Source organism: Arenibacter hampyeongensis (assembly GCF_002909255.1).
Classification (GTDB): domain Bacteria; phylum Bacteroidota; class Bacteroidia; order Flavobacteriales; family Flavobacteriaceae; genus Arenibacter; species Arenibacter hampyeongensis.
In genome coordinates this window covers 94488-113834 of the sequence record NZ_PIOB01000007.1, presented here as the reverse complement: position 1 = coordinate 113834, position 19347 = coordinate 94488, and the positions used below count along the sequence as shown (strand labels likewise).

Annotated in this window: 19 protein-coding genes; 4 read left to right on the top strand and 15 right to left on the bottom strand. The window is 37.9% G+C overall.

Translation table 11 applies throughout. The features are described 5' to 3' along the window. Positions 1-6: 6 nt before the first annotated feature. The gene (locus CWD91_RS16620) at positions 7-558 is read right to left on the bottom strand and encodes a YfiT family bacillithiol transferase (protein ID WP_103442093.1); all 552 of its coding nucleotides are present in this window, start codon (positions 556-558) and stop codon (positions 7-9) included. A 363-nt stretch (positions 559-921) separates the two neighbouring features. Between CWD91_RS16620 and CWD91_RS16615 the strand changes: the two genes are divergently transcribed. Both CWD91_RS16615 and CWD91_RS16610 read left to right on the top strand, forming a co-directional pair. Beyond that, positions 922-1560, top strand: a complete 639-nt coding sequence (locus CWD91_RS16615) for a peroxiredoxin (protein WP_103442092.1) — start codon at positions 922-924, stop codon at positions 1558-1560. Between the two features lie 362 nt (positions 1561-1922). After that, positions 1923-2114, top strand: coding sequence for a cold-shock protein (locus CWD91_RS16610; protein ID WP_103442091.1), 192 nt, complete (start codon positions 1923-1925; stop codon positions 2112-2114). A gap of 439 nt (positions 2115-2553) precedes the next feature. Here CWD91_RS16610 and CWD91_RS16605 read toward each other — a convergent pair whose 3' ends face one another. The 3 genes from CWD91_RS16605 to CWD91_RS16595 form a co-directional block, all read right to left on the bottom strand. Continuing rightward, on the bottom strand, positions 2554-3486 hold the full coding sequence (locus CWD91_RS16605) for a peptidylprolyl isomerase (protein ID WP_103442090.1): 933 nt from the start codon (positions 3484-3486) through the stop codon (positions 2554-2556). 156 nt (positions 3487-3642) lie between these two features. Further along, entirely contained in the window at positions 3643-5016 is a 1374-nt protein-coding gene (locus tag CWD91_RS16600; protein ID WP_103442089.1) for a M20/M25/M40 family metallo-hydrolase, read from the bottom strand. After that, positions 5013-5891 carry a PPK2 family polyphosphate kinase gene (locus tag CWD91_RS16595; protein WP_103442088.1) on the bottom strand — a complete coding sequence of 293 codons (879 nt, stop codon included), beginning with the start codon at positions 5889-5891 and terminating at the stop codon, positions 5013-5015. The genes CWD91_RS16600 and CWD91_RS16595 overlap by 4 nt, the downstream gene beginning before the upstream one ends. 418 nt (positions 5892-6309) lie before the next feature. Between CWD91_RS16595 and CWD91_RS16590 the strand changes: the two genes are divergently transcribed. After that, a complete protein-coding gene (locus CWD91_RS16590) occupies positions 6310-6999 on the top strand; it encodes a hypothetical protein (protein ID WP_103442087.1) in 690 nt (229 codons plus the stop codon). A 165-nt stretch (positions 7000-7164) separates the two neighbouring features. On the opposite strand, the gene CWD91_RS16585 is transcribed toward CWD91_RS16590, so the two are convergent. The 10 genes from CWD91_RS16585 to CWD91_RS16540 all read right to left on the bottom strand — a co-directional run bounded on the left by CWD91_RS16585 (position 7165) and on the right by CWD91_RS16540 (position 17047). After that, positions 7165-8328, bottom strand: coding sequence for a sigma-54-dependent transcriptional regulator (locus CWD91_RS16585; protein ID WP_103442086.1), 1164 nt, complete (start codon positions 8326-8328; stop codon positions 7165-7167). Between the two features lie 11 nt (positions 8329-8339). Beyond that, on the bottom strand, positions 8340-9218 hold the full coding sequence (locus tag CWD91_RS16580; RefSeq protein ID WP_103442085.1) for a DUF6268 family outer membrane beta-barrel protein: 879 nt from the start codon (positions 9216-9218) through the stop codon (positions 8340-8342). After that, positions 9208-10104 (bottom strand): mechanosensitive ion channel family protein, encoded by an 897-nt coding sequence (locus CWD91_RS16575; protein ID WP_103442084.1) that lies wholly within the window; start codon positions 10102-10104, stop codon positions 9208-9210. The genes CWD91_RS16580 and CWD91_RS16575 overlap by 11 nt, the downstream gene beginning before the upstream one ends. Before the next feature lies 1 nt (position 10105). Next, positions 10106-11443: an ABC transporter permease gene (locus CWD91_RS16570; protein WP_103442083.1), complete on the bottom strand. Its 1338-nt coding sequence runs from the start codon at positions 11441-11443 to the stop codon at positions 10106-10108. A 5-nt stretch (positions 11444-11448) separates the two neighbouring features. After that, complete coding sequence (locus CWD91_RS16565; RefSeq protein ID WP_103442082.1) at positions 11449-12372, bottom strand: ABC transporter ATP-binding protein; 924 nt, start codon at positions 12370-12372, stop codon at positions 11449-11451. 564 nt (positions 12373-12936) lie between these two features. Then, entirely contained in the window at positions 12937-14061 is a 1125-nt protein-coding gene (dnaJ, locus tag CWD91_RS16560; RefSeq protein ID WP_103442081.1) for a molecular chaperone DnaJ, read from the bottom strand. Between the two features lie 9 nt (positions 14062-14070). Beyond that, positions 14071-14643, bottom strand: coding sequence for a nucleotide exchange factor GrpE (locus tag CWD91_RS16555; protein WP_103442080.1), 573 nt, complete (start codon positions 14641-14643; stop codon positions 14071-14073). Between the two features lie 140 nt (positions 14644-14783). Continuing rightward, positions 14784-15746: a TIGR01777 family oxidoreductase gene (locus tag CWD91_RS16550; protein WP_103442079.1), complete on the bottom strand. Its 963-nt coding sequence runs from the start codon at positions 15744-15746 to the stop codon at positions 14784-14786. A gap of 130 nt (positions 15747-15876) precedes the next feature. Continuing rightward, positions 15877-16542 carry a tRNA (5-methylaminomethyl-2-thiouridine)(34)-methyltransferase MnmD gene (gene mnmD, locus CWD91_RS16545; RefSeq protein ID WP_103442078.1) on the bottom strand — a complete coding sequence of 222 codons (666 nt, stop codon included), beginning with the start codon at positions 16540-16542 and terminating at the stop codon, positions 15877-15879. Position 16543: 1 nt separating this feature from the next. Further along, on the bottom strand, positions 16544-17047 hold the full coding sequence (locus CWD91_RS16540; RefSeq protein ID WP_103442077.1) for a DUF4920 domain-containing protein: 504 nt from the start codon (positions 17045-17047) through the stop codon (positions 16544-16546). 105 nt (positions 17048-17152) lie between these two features. Between CWD91_RS16540 and CWD91_RS16535 the strand changes: the two genes are divergently transcribed. Then, positions 17153-18226: a branched-chain amino acid aminotransferase gene (locus CWD91_RS16535; protein WP_103442076.1), complete on the top strand. Its 1074-nt coding sequence runs from the start codon at positions 17153-17155 to the stop codon at positions 18224-18226. Between the two features lie 86 nt (positions 18227-18312). On the opposite strand, the gene CWD91_RS16530 is transcribed toward CWD91_RS16535, so the two are convergent. Continuing rightward, positions 18313-18702, bottom strand: coding sequence for a pyrophosphohydrolase domain-containing protein (locus CWD91_RS16530; RefSeq protein WP_103442075.1), 390 nt, complete (start codon positions 18700-18702; stop codon positions 18313-18315). Positions 18703-19347 lie beyond the last annotated feature (645 nt).

The window sequence follows — 19347 nt, the reverse complement described above, 5'->3', positions numbered from 1 at the left end:
AAGGGACTATGGAAAACACCAACCTTTCCGCTCTATTAAACCTTCTATATGTGCCAGATGATGATTGCCATGCCAGGCATATTTTCCAATATTCTCCATAAGGCTAACCTCCACATTGCCATCGGGATGAATATACACTCTTTCCAAATCTTCCTTGGACAAACCCCTTAAAAGGTAAACCAATTTTGCATGTAGTGCCTTTAGGTAATCCAAAGATAAGGCAATTGGTGCATTATTGGCATCCAATAAATTGCTCCATTCTTTTTCATCATACGCTTTGATTATTGGTCTATCTTCCGTCAAAGCCCATTTAAACCTGGTATAACTATGGTGATGACTATCTGCCATGTGATGGACCACTTGTCTTATAGACCAACCACCTGGTCGATAAGGAGTATTTAACTGCTCATCGTTCAGATTAATCACCAAGTCTTCCAAACGGGTAGGTAGTGCCTCCAGTTCAGAAATCCAATCGGACAAAATTACATCACTTACTTTTTTGGTAAAAGCGAAATGGCCAATGGGATATTTCAATTCTTCTAAAGTTCTTTCTTCCATACCATAAAATTAAAGAAGTTTGATTCAAATTAATAGATATCCAATTAAAAAATTGTGTTGATGTTATAAATTATGGTCTTTGGCAATAGTGCCGCAAATATGACTTAAAATTAGACTCATAGATTTATTCGTATTAAAATTTCAGAAAACTAGTTACTCTAAAAATCCTTTAAGGGAAATGCGCTACTTATTGACATTCAAATTGTTAAATGCTGAAAACCTAAGTAAATTTGATGGGCATAAATATTAAACAACCAGGTGTTTTTGTTAAATTTTAATACTTTTTTAACCTTTTAAAAAAGTCGATTACAATGTAATCTACTAAATTTATAGGATATTAATTTTTAACTAAATCACTATAATATGGCAACTATACGATTGGGCGACACGGCCCCTGATTTTACGGCAGATAGTTCAATGGGAATGATCAATTTATATGATTATTTAGGCGATGGATGGGGAATCTTGTTTTCACACCCAGCCGATTTTACTCCTGTTTGTACCACTGAGTTGGGAACTGCTGCAAAATTTAAAGCAGAGTTTGATAAACGTAATGTAAAAATGCTGGCTCTTAGTGTTGACGGTGTGGCATCACATGGAGAATGGATAAAGGATATAAATGAAACACAGCATACCACAGTTAACTTTCCCATTATTGCAGACGAGGACAAAAAGGTTTCCACCTTGTACGATATGATTCATCCAAATGCGAATGACAGCCTAACAGTGCGTTCCGTTTATATAATAGGACCAGACAAAGCTGTTAAGCTAATTATCACTTATCCAGCGTCTACAGGCCGTAATTTTCACGAATTGCTTAGGGTGATAGATTCGCTTCAATTAACTGCTTACCACAAGGTGGCCACCCCAGCTAACTGGGAAAATGGCGATCGTGTTGTAATTAGTCCGTCCATAAATACTGATGATGCCAAAAAAATATTTACTAAAGGGGTAGAAGAAATTAAGCCTTATTTAAGAATGACACCGCAGCCCAATATTTAATAACTTATCGGCTAACAACATATTATAAACATAAAGTCTTCCTGTTTACGGAAGACTTTATTGTATAAAAAACCGGTGAAACTCGACCATATTTAATTGTAGACCGCAAGATCCCAACATAATTTACTTTCGCCGGGAAACATAAACTTATTGCATTATAGTTCCAAGAAAAGGATTAAGTTTAATTGGTGCAAGAAAATAAGTATTGGACCAAGACCATTAACGCACAGTTAATTAGCCGCTTAATTTATATTCCCCGGCATATCCGAACCCAGTTTAAAAAATATAACTATCAAAAAATCATGTAGTTAAATAATTAAACCCTATCTTCGTGCCTAATTTAATTTTTTTAATTTTTTATAATGAATAAAGGAACAGTAAAATTCTTCAATGACTCCAAAGGATTCGGATTTATCACTGAAGATGGCTCAAGCGAAGATCACTTTGTACACATTTCTGGCTTAATCGACGAAATTCGTGAAGGTGATGTTGTAGAATTTGAACTACAACAAGGTAAAAAAGGATTGAACGCAGTAAATGTAAAAGTGATTTAATAATTACGGTACAATTTTTTTTAGAAAATAGAACCCATCCATTAGGATGGGTTTTTTTATACCCCTAAACCAAAAGAAAATTAATAATATTTAAAATGTATATTTTATTACACTATTCACTACAGATTTTTAACCGGTCCATATAATATTTATTTCTATACGCAACCTTTTATCCCTTTCGTCATCTTAAATACGAACACTAAGAATATCTCATTATAAATAACTATTACATGACCACTTTTTTCACCATTCTCTTATCCTTATTGGTAATAAATATAGCACTATTGGTATTAAGCCTTAACAGGACCAAAAGATAGATCAGTGCTTTAACCTAATTCCATTAGGTCAAATTTCCATATGGATTTTTAAATTTTAGTCCGATGGGCAAAAAAAAGGTTCTAATTTCTTAGAACCTTACCACTTTATTTTACTTGGATCATTAACTTATCCCCATTAATTCAACGTCAAATATTAGTGTGGCATTTGGTGGAATTACTCCTCCTGCACCAGCGCTACCATATCCCAAATTGGATGGAATAACGAATCTGGCCTTATCCCCTACTTTCAATAGACCGATACCTTCGTCCCATCCGGGAATTACCTGACCAACACCTAATTGAAAGCTAATGGGCTCCTTTCTCTTATAGGAAGAATCAAAAACTTGTCCGTCCAACAAAGAACCTTCATAGTGTACGGAAACATTTTTTCCGCTTACGGATTTATCGCCTTTTCCCTCTTGAATTATTTTATATCTAAGTCCGCTTGCAGTTTCTTTAAAACCAGCTGCAACCTTATCCAGTTCGGCAGCCATTTTTTTCTTTTCTTCCGCCAGCCTCTTTTCTCTTGAACCTTCAAAAGTTCTAAATGCTTCAACAGCATTCCATTTATCGGCTTCGGCCCCAATTCTTTCAATGGTTAGACTTTCAATTTTATCTCCTTGTTTTATAGCATCCACTATATCCTGCCCTTCAACAACATGTCCAAAAACAGTATGCTTGTTGTCTAACCAAGGAGTAGCCACGTGGGTTATAAAAAATTGTGTCCCGTTAGTTCCCGGACCTGCATTGGCCATAGAAAGTACACCAGGTCCGTCATGTGAAAGATCTGGATGAAATTCATCGTCAAATTTATAACCGCCATCGCCAGTTCCCGTTCCAAGTGGACATCCACCTTGAATCATGAAATCTGGAATAACCCTATGGAATTTTAAACCATCATAATATGGTTTTCCTTGTGCTTTAATACTATTTTCCAAATTGCCTTCTGCCAAGGCTACAAAGTTACCAACCGTCCCAGGTGTTTTATCATGGGTAAGCTTTACCACTATTTCTCCTTTAGAAGTATTGAATTTTGCGTAAATTCCGTCTTGCATATCGCTGTTTTTTTATTAGTCTGCAAAGGTAAGGATAAGTTTTCTGTTTAGAAAAGTCTTGGGAGTATAGAAGGGACGTTCGGAACCTCCACTACACATAAAAAAATCCTGGATTACTCATATTTACGCCAAATTAATGGTCGACAGAGTCCGTATTTATTTAATACCATATTGATCGAAGAGATATATTAAACTGGCCATGGAAGCTGCTCCAAGTTCCAATTCCCTTTTATTTACATGGGCGAAGGTATCATTTGCCGAATGGTGATGATCAAAATAGCGTTGTGAATCAGGTCTTAAACCTGCCAAAACAATCTTATCATTTTTTAATGGTCCTATATCCGCACCACTTCCTCCTTTTGTGAACAAATGCACCAAATAGGGTTCAAACAAACTTTTCCAGCTTTCTACCTGACTAAAATTAGCTTGGTCACAATCAAATGAAAAGCCACGCGGGGTAAATCCACCCGAATCACTTTCCAACGCAAAAATATGTTTTTCATTATTTTTGGACGCTTGTTCGGCATAAGTAGTGCCTCCGCGAAGTCCGTTTTCCTCGTTCATAAAGAGCACCACCCGTATAGTCCGTTTAGGCTTATATCCAGTAGCCTTGAGCAATCTTAGAACTTCCATACTTTGCACACATCCGGCACCATCATCATGTGAGCCATCTCCCAAGTCCCATGAGTCCAAATGGCCGCCAACTACCAAAACCTCATTTGGATATGTACTACCCTTTATCTCCCCAATTACATTAAAAGAATCTTCGTCCGGTAAAATTTTACAATTTTGCCTAAAGAAAAAATTTATGCCAGGATTTAACTTGAGGGTCGCACTGAGCAATTCAGCGCCGTTTGTACTAATGGCCGCTGCTGGAATCCTATCCGCCATTGTGGTGTCCCCATAACTCATTGCACCGGTATGCGGGAAGTCGTCCAACCGCAGGTTTAAAGATCTAACAATAACTCCTACAGCACCGTATTTAGCAGCTTCGGAAGCACCTGAATATCGCTGGTCAGAGCAATCTTTATAGGATTGAAAGGTATTGATATTGGCAGGATCCATCGGTTTATTAAAAAACACGATCTTACCTTGAATTTTTTCTTTCCCCAAAGCTTTTAACCCTTCAATGCCAATTACCTCTACCACCCCTGCCTTAATACCACCAAAAGGGGTTGCGATAGACCCTCCCAATGCACAAATGGGTACATTATTGGTTAATCCAGGATCACTTTCCATATAGGCAAATTCCGGTGTACCCCTCACCCATTTGGGCACCTTGACGGGCTGGAGCCAAACCCGATCTAGACCCATGGAATCCAAGACTTTTTTAGTGTAATCTACCGCCTTTTGAGCCTGTAATGAACCGGAAAGTCGTCCTCCTATTTGATTGGACAAATAATTTAACCAAGCATAGCCGTTACCATTGGTAAGAGCCGAATTATAAATTTCCTTAATCTGAGTTTGATCATTGTTCTGCGCTTCAATCTGTGTTACTAAAAGTAGAAATACTACCAATAAATACCTCATTCGTTTTCCAGTTGTTTTTTATATTCTTCTAAATTAGCTTTTATTTTATCATCCAGTTCCGGTTCCCTTATATCTTTGTATTTTTTTAACTCTTCCAGTAAAATGGCGGCAACAATTACACGGGCAGCCTTTTTATTGTCGGATGGAATTACAAACCAAGGTGCGTGAGGTTTTGAGGTGTTGTTGATTGCCTCCTCATAACACTTTTGGTATTTATCCCAGATTAGCCTTTCCTTTAAATCGCCTGGGGAAAACTTCCAATTTTTCTTCCTTAAGGCCAATCTACGTAGCAGGCGCTGTCGCTGCTCTTCTTTGGACAAATGCAGAAAAAATTTGAAAATAATGGTTCCGTTTTCCGCAACGTGGCGCTCAAAATTATTTATTTGTTCAAACCGTTTGTCCCAAAAACTTTGGTCTATATCCGATACCATGTGGATTCCAGGGATATGTTCATTCATAATATATTCCGGATGTACCCTTGTTACCAGAACGTTCTCATAATGTGTCCGATTAAATACCCCAAATTTCCCCTTGGGCGGAAGGGCTATGTAGTGCCTCCAAATGTAATCGTGCTTTAATTCCAATTCTGTAGGCACTTTAAAACTGTGGACAACCACTCCCCTTGCGTTAAAATCTTTAAAAACTTCCCGTATCAGGCTGTCCTTCCCAGCTGTATCTGTACCCTGTAAACAAATTAGTACACTGTATTTGCCATGGGCATACATGGTGTCCTGAAATTCTCCCAGCTCAATCCTAATATTTTCCAGCGCCCTCCTTAATTTTTTATCGGACGAATCTAGATCTTCCCTAGTATTGGAATTTGCCAATTCAATTTCACTATCAACCCTATAAGTAGCTGCCTCTATATTTTTCATGGATAATGTTTAGTGCTCCCATAGAGAGCAATTAGAAACAAAAAATATATGAAATTATTCAAATTACCTAGAAGTTAAAGCTTGATTTTTTTAGGAAGCCTGATTTCCATGGCCTTTGGAACAAATATGAAGACCGTTCCAGTCGTTAAGGGAAACACAAGGTTTCAATATAAAACCCAATTTTAAGGAATTGCTTTACATTATTTTATAGGACCTTGAATAAAGATTAGGAGTTTTGTCGATGGAATATCGGCCAATCCTGCGAAAAAAAACTACCATATATCCGAAGAAAGCTTCAGTTCGTCTAAAAACCAAATCAACCACTGTACTTCATCGAATAAACATGGAAAATTATGGTCGTAGGATTACCTTTACAAGGTTATATCTCCCAGTATAACAAGAAACTAAAACCTACTTTATGAGACTTTCCGTTATAGCTGTTTGTTCTTTTACAATGTTTATTTTCTCCTCTTTTAAAATTAACAAAGCCTGTGAATACGCCGGCTCCAATATTGGCTACATTCAATCACAAACTGAAAAGGCCATAGCCACCGAAGACATTAATATGACAAAGTATTTTGCTTACAAGGCATTGAATGCCATAGTAAAATCCAAGTCACAATTAGAGGATTGCGGATGTGAACATGCCACAGAGTTGATCCATGAGAGCTCCGTGAATTTAACCAATGCCACCAAGGCAACCTCCTTACCAAGTGCCAAAATATTACTTAAAAAAGCATTGGACAACGCCTCTGGGAGTTTGGAAGCACTAGATGAACACGACTCACATGATAGTAGATATAACAATGATGTTTTGGCAATGAATACCAAGACTGCAATAGCTGAAAAAAAATCACAAAAACTCCTGGATAACAAAACCCTTGAAAACAAAGTAGATATCGCCTTGGAGAAGTTTAAGCAATCCCTGAACAAGGTAGTGGAATCCGTGGATTGCAAAGAAGCCAAGGCGTTTACACAAAATGTATATAACATTAGTGAACAGCAACTTTTGAGGCCAAACCTTTCGGAAGGCAAAAAATACTATAATCTAAAGACCAAGGAAATTGCGGCCAAGGCACTTGCAAGGCTTGGTGACTGCAAAAAATAACAACTGCCAAAAGGGCATTCGGCAGTATATTCCCAAGGTTGAATCCTAGCAACCTAACACTCCAAAGGTGTAGAAGTATTAGCGCTCTGGCACCCTATAGTAAGTTTTCATTCTTATTTTTCAATTCAGCTTTTATAAAAAAAATAAGATACCGAAAGGTGCGAATTATTTACTCGCAAACAACTTAACATCCTCTTCGGTCACTTCGTTTCCGCCAAGAATTATTAAGCGTTCCACTACATTTCTTAATTCACGTATATTTCCAGTCCAGTCATACCCCTTTAATAGGGAAATAGCCTTTGAAGAAAATGTTTTGGGCGCGCTTCCCTGTTCTGAGGCAATTTTGTCGGAGAAATGCTTTATAAGCAACGGAATATCGTCCCTTCTATCATTTAAAGCAGGAACTTTTATTAAAATCACGGCCAATCTGTGGTATAAATCCTCACGGAACCTTCCGCTTTCTATTTCCTCCTTTAAGTTCTTATTGGTAGCGGCGACCACCCTAACATCTACTTTAATATCTTTATCGGAACCTACCCTGCTTATTTTATTTTCTTGAAGTGCACGAAGTACTTTTGCCTGTGCCGACAGACTCATATCCCCTATTTCGTCTAAAAATATGGTTCCATTATTTGCTGCTTCAAACTTACCGGCCCTATCCTTGACCGCTGATGTAAAAGCTCCCTTGACATGTCCAAAAAGTTCACTTTCTATTAATTCGGAAGGAATTGCCGCACAGTTTACTTCTATCAAAGGGTGGGCGTTTCTCTCGCTTTTTTCATGTATCCAATGCGCCACAAGTTCCTTTCCAGTACCATTTGAACCTGTAATCAGCACTCTGGCATCTGTAGGAGCCACTTTCTCTATCATCTCCTTGATTACGGAGATTTCCTTGCTCTCACCGATCATTTCATAGTTCTTGCTGACCTTTTTCTTTAAAATCTTGTTTTCTACCACCAATTCCTTCCTATCCAAGGCATTGCGCACCGTAGTCAACAACCTATTTAAATCTGGTGGTTTGGAAATATAATCGAAGGCCCCAATCCTCATGGTGTTCACGGCAGTATCTAGATCCCCGTGTCCTGAAATCATGATAAAAGGAATTTCAGGTTTTATTTTACGAACAGCTTCCAAGACCTCAACACCATCCATTTTTGGCATTTTAATATCACATAAAACAAGATCAAAGTCCTCTTTTTTTATGGTTTCCAATCCCATCAACCCATCTTCGGCCTCTTCCACTTTATAGCTTTCATTTTCTTCCGAAAGAATTTTCACTAGAACCCTTCTTATGGCCGATTCATCTTCAATTACTAATATTCTAGACATAATTATTTTTTTTATATTCCAATTCTAAAACCTGTTCTAAAGTAGAAACTAGGTTGGTCGTTCAATGTAAAAATATTATTTCGATCATCATCCCTCAATACTCCTGCCTGAAAAAGGGTATGTCCTGCATAACCATAAAAGAAAATATTTTTAGCCACTGCATATTGATATCCCAATGTAAACAAGGCTACAGAAGTAGAAATGGAGGAAGCAATACCAGAATCCGAGCTAATCACCGTATTTTGGAGATTTACATAATATCCGTCCACTATAAATTCTGTTTGAAGCATATGTTTGTCATTAAAAAAGTATTTCATACCACTTTTGGGGGCTCCAATAACATATGCCCAATTGGGATGAAACCTCTTTTCAAAATAGACCAAAGGCAATGGTATTCTTACCGCCACCGTTGAATTATAAGCCACTCCCAATACCAATCGTGTTGGTTTTTCAATATTTGGTCTATCCCGAAGCGCTCCAATGGTAACGTTCAAGGACACATCGCCATCACCTATATCGTTGGTCAAGGTTGAGGATAAACGTGGAGTAACAACTCCTACGAAGCGCCAGTCTTGATTGTACTGCAATATGTAAGCCATGTTTAAATCGGCCACATGAAATGTCTGTGTAATTTCATCATCATATGGTGCTCCGCGATTAAGATCAAAGGCTATGCGATTGTACTCGGCCCCAACAATAATATTGTCCTTCTTACCCACCTTTATGGGCAAGTTGGCCACTAATTTTATACGTGACAATTTTGCTTCAGCAGTATTTCTGGGCATTAGCATATACTCCAACCTAAAAACATCAGGCGTCTGGGCACGACAAAAATTTACCAACAAAAAGAATCCAATTAGGAATCCCAATTTTTCTATTCTAATTCCCATCCCCAGTATTATTTTTTTCTACCTGTATGGTTTGCAAAGCACGGGATTGATACAAATGAATATCCCTTTGTGGAAACGGTATACTTATTTGGTGTTCCCTAAATTTGGCATCTATCCTATACCTCATAGCACTTTTAATTTTTGGATCTCCATAACTGTCGTTAATGTAAAAATTAATGGAAAACAATAAGGCGGAATCCCCAAAATCATCAAATAGGACAAATGGCTTTGGATTTTTTAAAACCCCTTTTTGATCACCGGCGATATTTTCCAATATTTTGGTTACCAAATTGACATCGCTGCCATAGGCCACCCCAATCTTAACGCTCTCTCTGGTACTTTTATGATTTTGGGTATAATTATATATACTATCCGTTAAAAATTGGTGGTTTGGAATTATGATCACCTTGTCATCCCTGGTAAGTGCTCTGGTTGTCCTTAACCGAATTTCAAAAACACGCCCCACTTTCTGATTTACCTCAACAATATCGCCTACACGCAAGGACTGATCCATAATAATCAAAATACCCGAAATAATGTCCTGAAACAAATATTGCAAGGCAAACCCCAAACCCACAAAAAGCGCTGCAGAGGCAGTCAACAGTACGGTAAGATTAACCCCTGAGGTATGCAGAACTACCAATACCACCATAATGTAAAATAAGTATCTCAAGAACCCAAAAATGCTGATAAACTTATTCTTATCCTCTTCGGGCAGCTTTGCTGTAACCAATTTTCGGACTAGCCTTAAGGAATAGGTCACGACAATTATAGCAAGGATGATCGTTAAAAAAGTGCCTGCCGTAATATCCACTTTATCACTATCCCAAATTTTGAAGGCAAGGAAATCACTAAAGACCTTAACAATATTCTTAATTTCTTCCATACTAATATTTCAGCCATTTAAACAAATCCCTATAAGATGGCTTTTTCCCGTACATCAATATTCCGACCCTATAAATTTTTGCGGCCAACCATACAATACCTATAAATGTGACAATCAATAAGAAAATAGATACAACCAACTCCCAAATTGGCACACCACCTTCACCAATACCTCCCGGCAGGCGCATAAGCATCACAATGGGCGATGTTAGTGGAAATAAAGAGAATGCAACCGCTATTGGCCCATGGGGGTTATTAAAAACAGAAAAGAAACCCACATAAATGGCCAACATTAACGGGAGGATAATAGGGAAAATAAACTGTTGGGTATCGGTTTCATTATCCACCGCTGCCCCTATGGCTGCGTAAATTGAACTATAAATTAAATATCCCAGTATAAAATAGATCAGGAAAAAACAAATCAGCATAACCCACGGTATCCTAAAAAGTTCGTTCGCATATAATTGCATGGCGGAATCCGATGCCGCCATATACGCTGCTCCGCCAACCAAGCCGGGAGCGTTAGCGGCCCCTGAATTTAATCCCGAAGGATCAATATCGAAAACCAGAATCAAAATACCAAACATCAGAACGGCGGAAATGATCCAAATGGCAAACTGGGTAACCCCTGCCAAGGAAGTTCCAATTATTTTTCCAAGCATAAGCTGAAAAGGCTTAACAGAGGAGATAATAACCTCTATTATCCTTGATGTTTTTTCCTCGATTACACTGCGCATAACGAATCCACCGTAAATTATGATGAACATCATGATCAGGTACCCAAATGCCCCACCAATAAAGGCTTTAATTTCGATTATTCCTTTCAGGTTCTGTTCCCCGGAAAAGTTAGCCGTATTAATTTCAAAGTTATTACCTACACTTTCAAAATCGGAAACCGAGACCCCTAGTTCCTGTAACCTCCGCAATCGCAGACGATCTTCAAAGACATTTTCCAAATTGTCCAAAACGTTAGATCCCGGAGCATCCTTGGTATAAAAAAAAGACCTACTTGCCACCTTTTCCAGGTCTGGCTCGTCGGGGATATAAAGCAAACCATAAAACCCCATTTTTTGAACAGAATCTTTGGCAGCCTCCAAATCAATATCTCTGATCCTTACAAATGAGGTACTTTCTGTACCATGAAAATCAGTGGTGAAATAATTGCTCTCATTTAAAACTGCAATAGTCCTTATCTCATTATCATTAATCTTAGTGAGATAAACAACAAGGACAACCATTCCTACCATAAGGATTGGGCTCAAAAACGTCATGACTACGAAGGACTTGTTTCGAACCTTTGCTAAATACTCTCGTTTTATGATGAGTGATAATTTACCCATAAAAATTATTTGGTTTGAACGGTTCTAATAAAAATATCGTTGGCCGATGGAATTGTTTCCGTGAAATTATTGACATTTGCCCTGCCAGATAAATGGGATAGGAAGGGACCTGTATCATTGGAAGGCAATTGCACAGTAAAATTTAGCTGAAGCCCACCATCGACATATTCCGAAGAAAGAATTTGAAATTTATCCTTTAAGTCCTCCAATAGCCCATTGGCACTTTGCACTCCTAACCCTACTTTATAAATATTGTTCTTATATGCTTTTTTTATATCGCTAAGCTTACCGTCCAATAGTTTTTCCGACTTATGTATGAGTGCTATATATTCACATAACTCCTCCACGGATTCCATTCTATGGGTAGAAAAGATAATGGTTGTTCCTTTGTCCCTAAGTAGAAGAATTTCATCCTTGATTAAATTGGCATTTATGGGATCGAACCCACTAAACGGTTCATCGAAAATCAAAAGCTTTGGCTCGTGTAATACGGTGACGATAAACTGGATCTTTTGAGCCATTCCCTTAGAAAGCTCCTGTATTTTCTTGTTCCACCAATCTCCTATTTCCAAGCGATCGAACCAATATTTCAATCTATTTTTGGCATCTGTCTTGGACAGTCCTTTTAATTGGGCAAGATATAGGGCCTGCTCGCCCACCTTCATACTTTTATAAAGTCCCCTTTCCTCAGGTAAGTATCCAATCATGGATATGTGGTGGGGCTGCAAGAGCTTACCATCAAAGTAAATTACACCTTGATCCGGATTTATAATTTGATTGATTATCCGGATTAAAGTAGTCTTCCCAGCTCCATTGGGACCGAGCAGGCCGTAAATACTATTTTTGGGAATTTCCAATGAAACTTTGTTGAGAGCTATATGGTTCCCAAACTGCTTGGAAACCTCTTTAGCGACCAATATATTATTCATGTACGCAATTTCCCCAAAGATATATAATTGCTATGTAAGAGATAGGTTGGAATTTTATAAATTATTTCTTTTTAAGCTTTTTATCATAATTTAACTATGATAAAATTATGTGCTCCGGAGCCTTAAAAATTAAGAAATTGGATTTTCATAAAAAAAAGAAAAAAGGAAGTGTTGAAAATCCCTATTCCCCCTACAAATGACCAACATTTAAAGGTTGATCATCAAAAAAATTCAAACCTACAAGTCGGTAATGGGAATTCTCTAGTCAGCGGGATTAGTTCTGCCTTCTATCCTTAATTCGCTTCCTGAAGCTCTTAAAAATTATCCCCATATATCCAATCGCTCTCAGTATAACCCTAAGATCCCGCCAAGGGGCGGGATTTGTTCAACCTACTATCTTTAATTCGCTCCTTCGGAGCTCTTAAAGACAGGGTTTCACAAACAAAACCCACCCTTAACGAATCAAGGATGGGAAAAAAAAATTGCTATGAAAAAGAAAATAATATTGGTTACCCAATATTATCTCAAATATACGTTTTTTATTTATAAAATAAATCGCGAGCTCTAAGAGAACATATCCTTAACCTTTTCAAAGAAAGATTTATCGGATTTTTCGGGTCTAGGCTCAAAGTTTTCGTTATTCTGCATACGTTCAAAAAAGTCCTTTTGCTCCTTGTTCAATTCCTTGGGCGTCCAAACATTTACATGTACCAGTAAATCCCCACCGCCATAACCATTAAGACTCGTAATACCCTTACCTCTTAATCGAAGAATTTTACCGGACTGTATACCAGCTTCCAATTTGATCCTTACTTTACCTCCTACGGCATCAATCTCTTTTGAGGTCCCCAATACGGCTTCGGAAATACTAATATAAAGGTCATAATGAAGATTATCCCCTTCCCTCTTTAGCGTTTCATGCTCTTCAGTCTCTATGGCAACCAATAAATCTCCGGGAACTCCATTTCCTGGAGCATCGTTTCCTTTATTAGGCACTTTTAATTGCATTCCGTCCTCAACCCCGGCAGGAATATTGATACTTACGGTTTCCTCAGAAACCTTTAATCCATTGGCATCCGCATCGCTGGGCTTCTTATCTATCATTTGACCACTACCCCCACAGTTGCTACAAGTGGCTGCGGTCTGCATTCTACCCAGAATTGTATTGGTGATTTTGGTTACTTGGCCTCGACCTCCACAGGTGCCACAAGTCTGGTATGTAACCCCTTCTGCTTGAACTTTTCGCCTTACCTTTATTTTCTTTTCTACTCCATTGGCAATTTCCTCCAAGGTCAACTTAACCCTGATTCTTAAGTTACTTCCCTTGACACGTCGCTGACCACCGCCACCGCCAAATCCCGAAAAACCACTAAAGCCACCACCGCCAAAGGCACCACCGAAAATATCGCCGAACTGACTAAAAATGTCATCCATGTTCATTCCGCCACCGCCGAAACCGCCGCCGCCCTCAAAGGCTGCATGTCCATATTGATCATAACGGGCCTTCTTATTGGGGTCGCTTAGAACCTCATAGGCCTCTGCCGCTTTTTTAAACATTTCTTCAGCCTTGGCGTCACCTGGGTTTTTGTCAGGATGGTACTCGATTGCCTTCTTGCGATATGCTTTCTTTACTTCAGCCGCAGTAGCATTTTTTCCAATGCCCAAGATGTCATAATAATCCTCCTTCATAAAATATTTTTAATTTCCAACAACCACCTTTGGATGGCGTATGATTTTATCACCCAGTTTAAAACCTTTTTCCACTACATCAACTACTTTGCCTTTCAACTTTTTACTGGGAGCTGGAATTTGCGTGATGGCATCATGTATTTCCGCATCAAAGGCGTCACCCTGCTTTACTTCAATTTCTTGAAGCCCTTTATTTTTTAATGTTTCCTTGAACTTATTACTTATTAATTCCACTCCCTTGAACATCTCCCGATCCTCAGATTTGGAGACCTCCTTTAGTGCACGGTCAAAATCATCTATTATTGGCAATAATGATACAATAACCTCTTGGCCGGCTGTTTTAAACAAGTCCATTCTTTCTTTTGATGTACGCCTTTTGTAGTTTTCGAATTCTGCAAAAAGACGTAAAAATTTGTCTTTTTCCTTATTAAGGTCTTCCTGCAATTGCTCTTCCAGGCTAAGTTCTTCGCCCTTTTCAATATCTTCGTTCCCAACAAATGAACCGTCCTGTTCCCCTTCTTGACTTTCTATATTATTCAGAAGTTCATCTTCCATTTCTTCTGTTTTATTTTCGTTACTCATTTAAAATAAATTTATATACCTCCGAATTGAAGTGGCAAAAGTACTGCCAATTCTTGAAAAATGTCATAATGTCATTAAACTTTATAAAAAAACATCCGTCAATGACGGATGTTCATAATGCTTATAATACCTGTTAACCCCTAGGAAACAAACTCGTTCTGATAAAGTGCGTCATTGGTCGTATGCTCTCCCTTGTCCATATAGATATTTTCCAAGGCTCGACAAATGTTGGGGTAAATGAAATCAAAACCCGACTCTTCAATTTTTTTACAACTCACGCGCTGGCTGACTAACAACAAATAAGACATTTCTCCCAAAGCCAAACGCATTAGAGGCCGTGGAATATTGGGCAAAAAAAGCGGTTTATCCAAAACTCTTGCCAATTCTTTCGTTAGCTTAACATTGGTTACAGGATTTGGTGCCACACCGTTATATGTTCCCGTTAGCTCCTTTGTCAAAACCTGTAGAAATATCCTGCCCAAATCCTGAAGGTGTATCCATGATTGCCACTGGTTCCCAGAACCAATGGCCGCCCCAAGGTAATATTTTATAGGCTTGGCCATTTCGGGCAAAGCTCCACCTTTATTGGACATAACCAAACCTATCCGAATTTTGGCGGTCTTAATATTAACTTTTTCAAATGCGTCTACCTCCTTTTCCCAAACAGCTACTACCTCCCCCAAAAAACTGTCATCCACCTTTTCTTCTTCCTCCTTATAATATTGGGATAACGAATTTGGGTAAATCCCTATCGCAGATGCGGACACAAGTGTTCCAATACTATGGGCTCCTTCCTTGGGTATAGCCCCCAACAGAGTTCTTAAGGAATTTACCCTACTATTTAGTATCTTTTTTTTATTATTCTTGGTCCATCTCTTGGAAATACTTGAACCCGCCAGATTGATTATTGCCGTAACTCCTTTAAAGCAATCTGCATCTATTTCATTCTTACCGGGGTTCCAATAAAAACCATTATAGCCCGTTTGTGAAACGATTTTTTTCTTACTGGTGGTCAAATAATTTACAGTAATATTATTTTGTTTACACAAATTTACAATTTCACTCCCAACCAAACCTGTTGCACCTGTTACAAGAACCTTCATACCCTTTCTATCTTTCCGTCAACTTTGGTATAAATATATAGGTTTTTAGTATTGAAGTAGTTGACTTTAGTTTAGGTTTAACAGTCCAAGGTCCTTGGCTGTTAAGTATTCCATAATAAAAGTCCCATAATTAGGAAATTTTTAAGGCACGGAGCATTTCTCTTTTTCCTGGAGGCCCAGGCAACCTTTCTACAATGAACCCTACGGCCTGCATAGCCCTCCTTACGCTTCCCTTGGCAGAATAAGTAACCAGCACACCATCTTTTTTCAAAGCCCTGTACATTATGGAAAAAACTTCCTCCGTCCAAAGCTCTGGCTGTACCCGGGCACCAAAGGCATCAAAATAGATAAGATCAAAGATATTGACATCCGAAATTTCCTTAAAATCCAACTGCTGTTTTGTCAAGGAAAAACCAGCTGTAATTTGATGTGATTTTTCCCACGAAGTTTGGTGCATCTTAAAAAAATGTTGTTCAAAATCCTTTGCATCCAGTGCTCCGCCATAGCCCAATTGCTCCAATTCCTTGGGGACTACGGGATATGCTTCAACCCCAGTATAAGCCACTTCCAATCCATGCTTCTCCGATTCCAATAAGGTAATAAGGGCGTTCAATCCCGTACCGAAGCCAATTTCCAAAATAGACAAGGCACGATTTTGGAACAAGGATAAACCATTCTTTATAAAAACATGATAGGCTTCCTGTACAGCACCGTGAATTGAATGGTACTGTTCGTTCCACTCTTCAATTTGAATTGTTTTGGAACCGTCTGCAGTTGTAATTATTTTCCTTTTCACATTATTTCTTTATCAACACTCCATCCGCTTCAAAGGCATAAGTTTTCTTTGACCCGGTTATTTGGGCAATTTCCTCCTCGGATTTTCCACCATCCTGGGCAAAATGTCGTTGGTCTTCAACATTCCTTTCTTCAACAAAGGCAACGCCATTTACAATTACCTCCCTACCAACAATGTCCTGTGGCATAAAAAAGCTATAATCCTTAAATCTCACCATAGTTTCTTCCCCATTTCCCAATTCCAATTTCATCCAACAGCCTTTTGCTTTGCAGACCTCGGTAACCTTGCCTGAAAATTTGGCGGCAAGAGTGTCGGTCTTAACCATTACTTTGTATTTCTTAAGCAACATACCAGCTGTCATGGCGTTGGAATCAACTATTTGGGTTCCGAAATACTCATAGCTTTCCTCTGCCAAGGGTTCAGCAACAAGTTCCTTGGATTTATTTTGTGGCCTACAAGCTGAAAAGACCATAAAAATCGCAATCAAAATGTTAAAATACTTCATTATAGCCAGAATTTAAATCACTTTACAAAACTGGGTCTTTTTTGACGAAAAAAGAAGTACTACTAATGATATTTGCTTAATTTTATTGCTTTAAATTAAATCTCTATGCAAACTGTTTCAAATTCAATAATAGTTGAGAAAGTTAAAACCTCGAAAATTGATAAAGTAGATTTCAATAATTTATCGTTTGGGAAGTATTTTACAGACCATATGATGGTCTGCGATTATAAGAATGGAGCTTGGGAAGTACCAAAAATAGTTCCGTACCAACCGATTACGCTTGACCCGTCAGCTAAAATTTTCCATTATGGTCAATCTGTTTTTGAAGGGATGAAAGCCTACAAGGATGAAGATAAAAATGTTTGGCTTTTCCGTCCTTTGGAAAACCAAAAGAGAATTAATATTTCGTCCAAAAGACTTGCTATGCCAGAGTTCCCTGAAGATTACTTTATGGATGGCTTAAAGGCCCTTTTAAAATTGGACCATAAATGGATTCCGACCGCGGAAGGAAGCTCATTGTACATTAGACCTTTTATCTTTGCTACAGGTGGAGGATTCCATGCATCACCTTCAAGCGAGTACAAATTTATTATTGCTTGTTCGCCATCTGCTTCCTATTTTGCAGGTAAGGTAAAAGTTCTTATAGAAGAAAAATACTCAAGATCCGCTAATGGCGGTGTAGGATTTGCCAAGGCCGGCGGTAATTACGCGGGACAATTTTATCCAACCCAATTGGCAGTTGAAAAGGGCTATAATCAAGTTATTTGGACCGATGACAACAACCACGAATATATCGAGGAGGCAGGTGCCATGAATATATTTGTTAGAATAAATGATACTTTAATTACCAGTCCCACAAGTGACAGGATATTGGATGGTATAACCAGAAAGAGTATTATAGACATTGCGAAAGATGAAAATATAAAAGTGGAGGTTAGAAAAATTACCGTCAAAGAGGTTGTTGAAGCCTCAAAGAACGGAAGTCTTAAAGAAATGTTCGGAGCCGGTACCGCGGCAGTAATTTCACCTATCGCCACTTTCGGATTCCAAGGCAAGGATTATGATTTGCCAGAAATAAAAGATAGCTATGCCACCTTATTAAAGAAGCGCATTACCGATATTCAATACAACAAGGCCAAGGATAAATTTGGTTGGAGATATCAAGTGAATATCCAATAGCAATCCCTATACATCATTAAAAAGGCCCTCTTCGTTTAAAAGGGGGCATTTTTTTAGTTCAATTATGAATACAGGAATCGGATATTCTATTTTTTATCCAAAATATCCACTATGTTGGGCTTAAAATAATTAGGCCCTTTTAACACTTTTCCATCCTCCCTGTAAATCGGTTTGCCGTCTATTCCCAATTTACTCATATTGCTTCGCTGAATTTCCTCAAATACTTCTTCAATTTTGTATTGCATACCGTGTTCCAATATTGTTCCACATAATATATAGAGCATATCACCAAGGGCATCCGCAACTTCAACCACATCATTGTTGGTGGCTGCCTCGAGATATTCCTTATTTTCTTCGTCCATCAAATTAAAACGTAGCAAATTCTTGTCCTTGCCCAAATCAGCCTTAATCTCCTTGGAAACACCCAACCCAAACGAATTATGGAACAATTCTACGGCACTAAGTTTACTTTTCATTATTGAAATTATTTAAGTTAGATTTGCGTAAAAATATAAATATGTTCAGTACCGGACAATTAATTTTTGCAGGTCTTTTTTTTGTTGCATTTGTTGTAATTACCATAATTTCTTATCAAAAAGACAAAAAACTTCATGAAAAAAATTATAAAGGTGTCAAATGGGTAGGACTTTTCTTCACATTATTCATAATTATTTTATTCCTTATTAAGTTTTTCCTTAAAAATTAACAATTATTATTGGTTCCCCATAAAAAGCACATCCCTTGACAACAATTTAGATTTTTTCAGCGTATAATATACGAAAAGGCGTAATTTTGCGTTTGGTAACTAAATCGTTTAGTTGTATGGTAACTTTTTTCAGTATTTTATTAGTTCTTATTGGTATAAACGCATTACTTTTTTTAGTTAGTTTTAACAGTAGTCCAAAAAAGAAAGAAAAGTCCGTCAAAAATATTTCAGAATCTACAACAGTAATCTTCCCCCTAGATTTAATTAACTCGAAATATAAAAAGGCAGTTTAAATCTAGTCTAAAAGGAAATATGTGCATCTTTGCATAAATACTACCCTTATACAGTATTTATGATTTATCATTGCAAATTTTCAAGAACCCTATATGTGGTGATTTTTATTTACTTTAATCAA

Excerpts from the sequence above, each read along its gene's own strand:
- CWD91_RS16585 (WP_103442086.1), bottom strand. The coding sequence starts at position 8,328 with ATGTCTAGAATATTAGTAATTGAAGATGAATCGGCCATAAGAAGGGTT.
- CWD91_RS16615 (WP_103442092.1), top strand. The coding sequence starts at position 922 with ATGGCAACTATACGATTGGGCGACACGGCCCCTGATTTTACGGCAGAT.
- CWD91_RS16530 (WP_103442075.1), bottom strand. The coding sequence starts at position 18,702 with ATGAAAAGTAAACTTAGTGCCGTAGAATTGTTCCATAATTCGTTTGGG.
- CWD91_RS16555 (WP_103442080.1), bottom strand. The coding sequence starts at position 14,643 with ATGAGTAACGAAAATAAAACAGAAGAAATGGAAGATGAACTTCTGAAT.
- CWD91_RS16580 (WP_103442085.1), bottom strand. The coding sequence starts at position 9,218 with ATGGGAATTAGAATAGAAAAATTGGGATTCCTAATTGGATTCTTTTTG.
- CWD91_RS16575 (WP_103442084.1), bottom strand. The coding sequence starts at position 10,104 with ATGGAAGAAATTAAGAATATTGTTAAGGTCTTTAGTGATTTCCTTGCC.
- CWD91_RS16535 (WP_103442076.1), top strand. The coding sequence starts at position 17,153 with ATGCAAACTGTTTCAAATTCAATAATAGTTGAGAAAGTTAAAACCTCG.
- CWD91_RS16595 (WP_103442088.1), bottom strand. The coding sequence starts at position 5,891 with ATGAAAAATATAGAGGCAGCTACTTATAGGGTTGATAGTGAAATTGAA.
- CWD91_RS16620 (WP_103442093.1), bottom strand. The coding sequence starts at position 558 with ATGGAAGAAAGAACTTTAGAAGAATTGAAATATCCCATTGGCCATTTC.
- CWD91_RS16590 (WP_103442087.1), top strand. The coding sequence starts at position 6,310 with ATGAGACTTTCCGTTATAGCTGTTTGTTCTTTTACAATGTTTATTTTC.
- dnaJ (WP_103442081.1), bottom strand. The coding sequence starts at position 14,061 with ATGAAGGAGGATTATTATGACATCTTGGGCATTGGAAAAAATGCTACT.
- CWD91_RS16600 (WP_103442089.1), bottom strand. The coding sequence starts at position 5,016 with ATGAGGTATTTATTGGTAGTATTTCTACTTTTAGTAACACAGATTGAA.
- CWD91_RS16550 (WP_103442079.1), bottom strand. The coding sequence starts at position 15,746 with ATGAAGGTTCTTGTAACAGGTGCAACAGGTTTGGTTGGGAGTGAAATT.
- CWD91_RS16540 (WP_103442077.1), bottom strand. The coding sequence starts at position 17,047 with ATGAAGTATTTTAACATTTTGATTGCGATTTTTATGGTCTTTTCAGCT.
- CWD91_RS16610 (WP_103442091.1), top strand. The coding sequence starts at position 1,923 with ATGAATAAAGGAACAGTAAAATTCTTCAATGACTCCAAAGGATTCGGA.
- CWD91_RS16570 (WP_103442083.1), bottom strand. The coding sequence starts at position 11,443 with ATGGGTAAATTATCACTCATCATAAAACGAGAGTATTTAGCAAAGGTT.
- CWD91_RS16565 (WP_103442082.1), bottom strand. The coding sequence starts at position 12,372 with ATGAATAATATATTGGTCGCTAAAGAGGTTTCCAAGCAGTTTGGGAAC.
- CWD91_RS16605 (WP_103442090.1), bottom strand. The coding sequence starts at position 3,486 with ATGCAAGACGGAATTTACGCAAAATTCAATACTTCTAAAGGAGAAATA.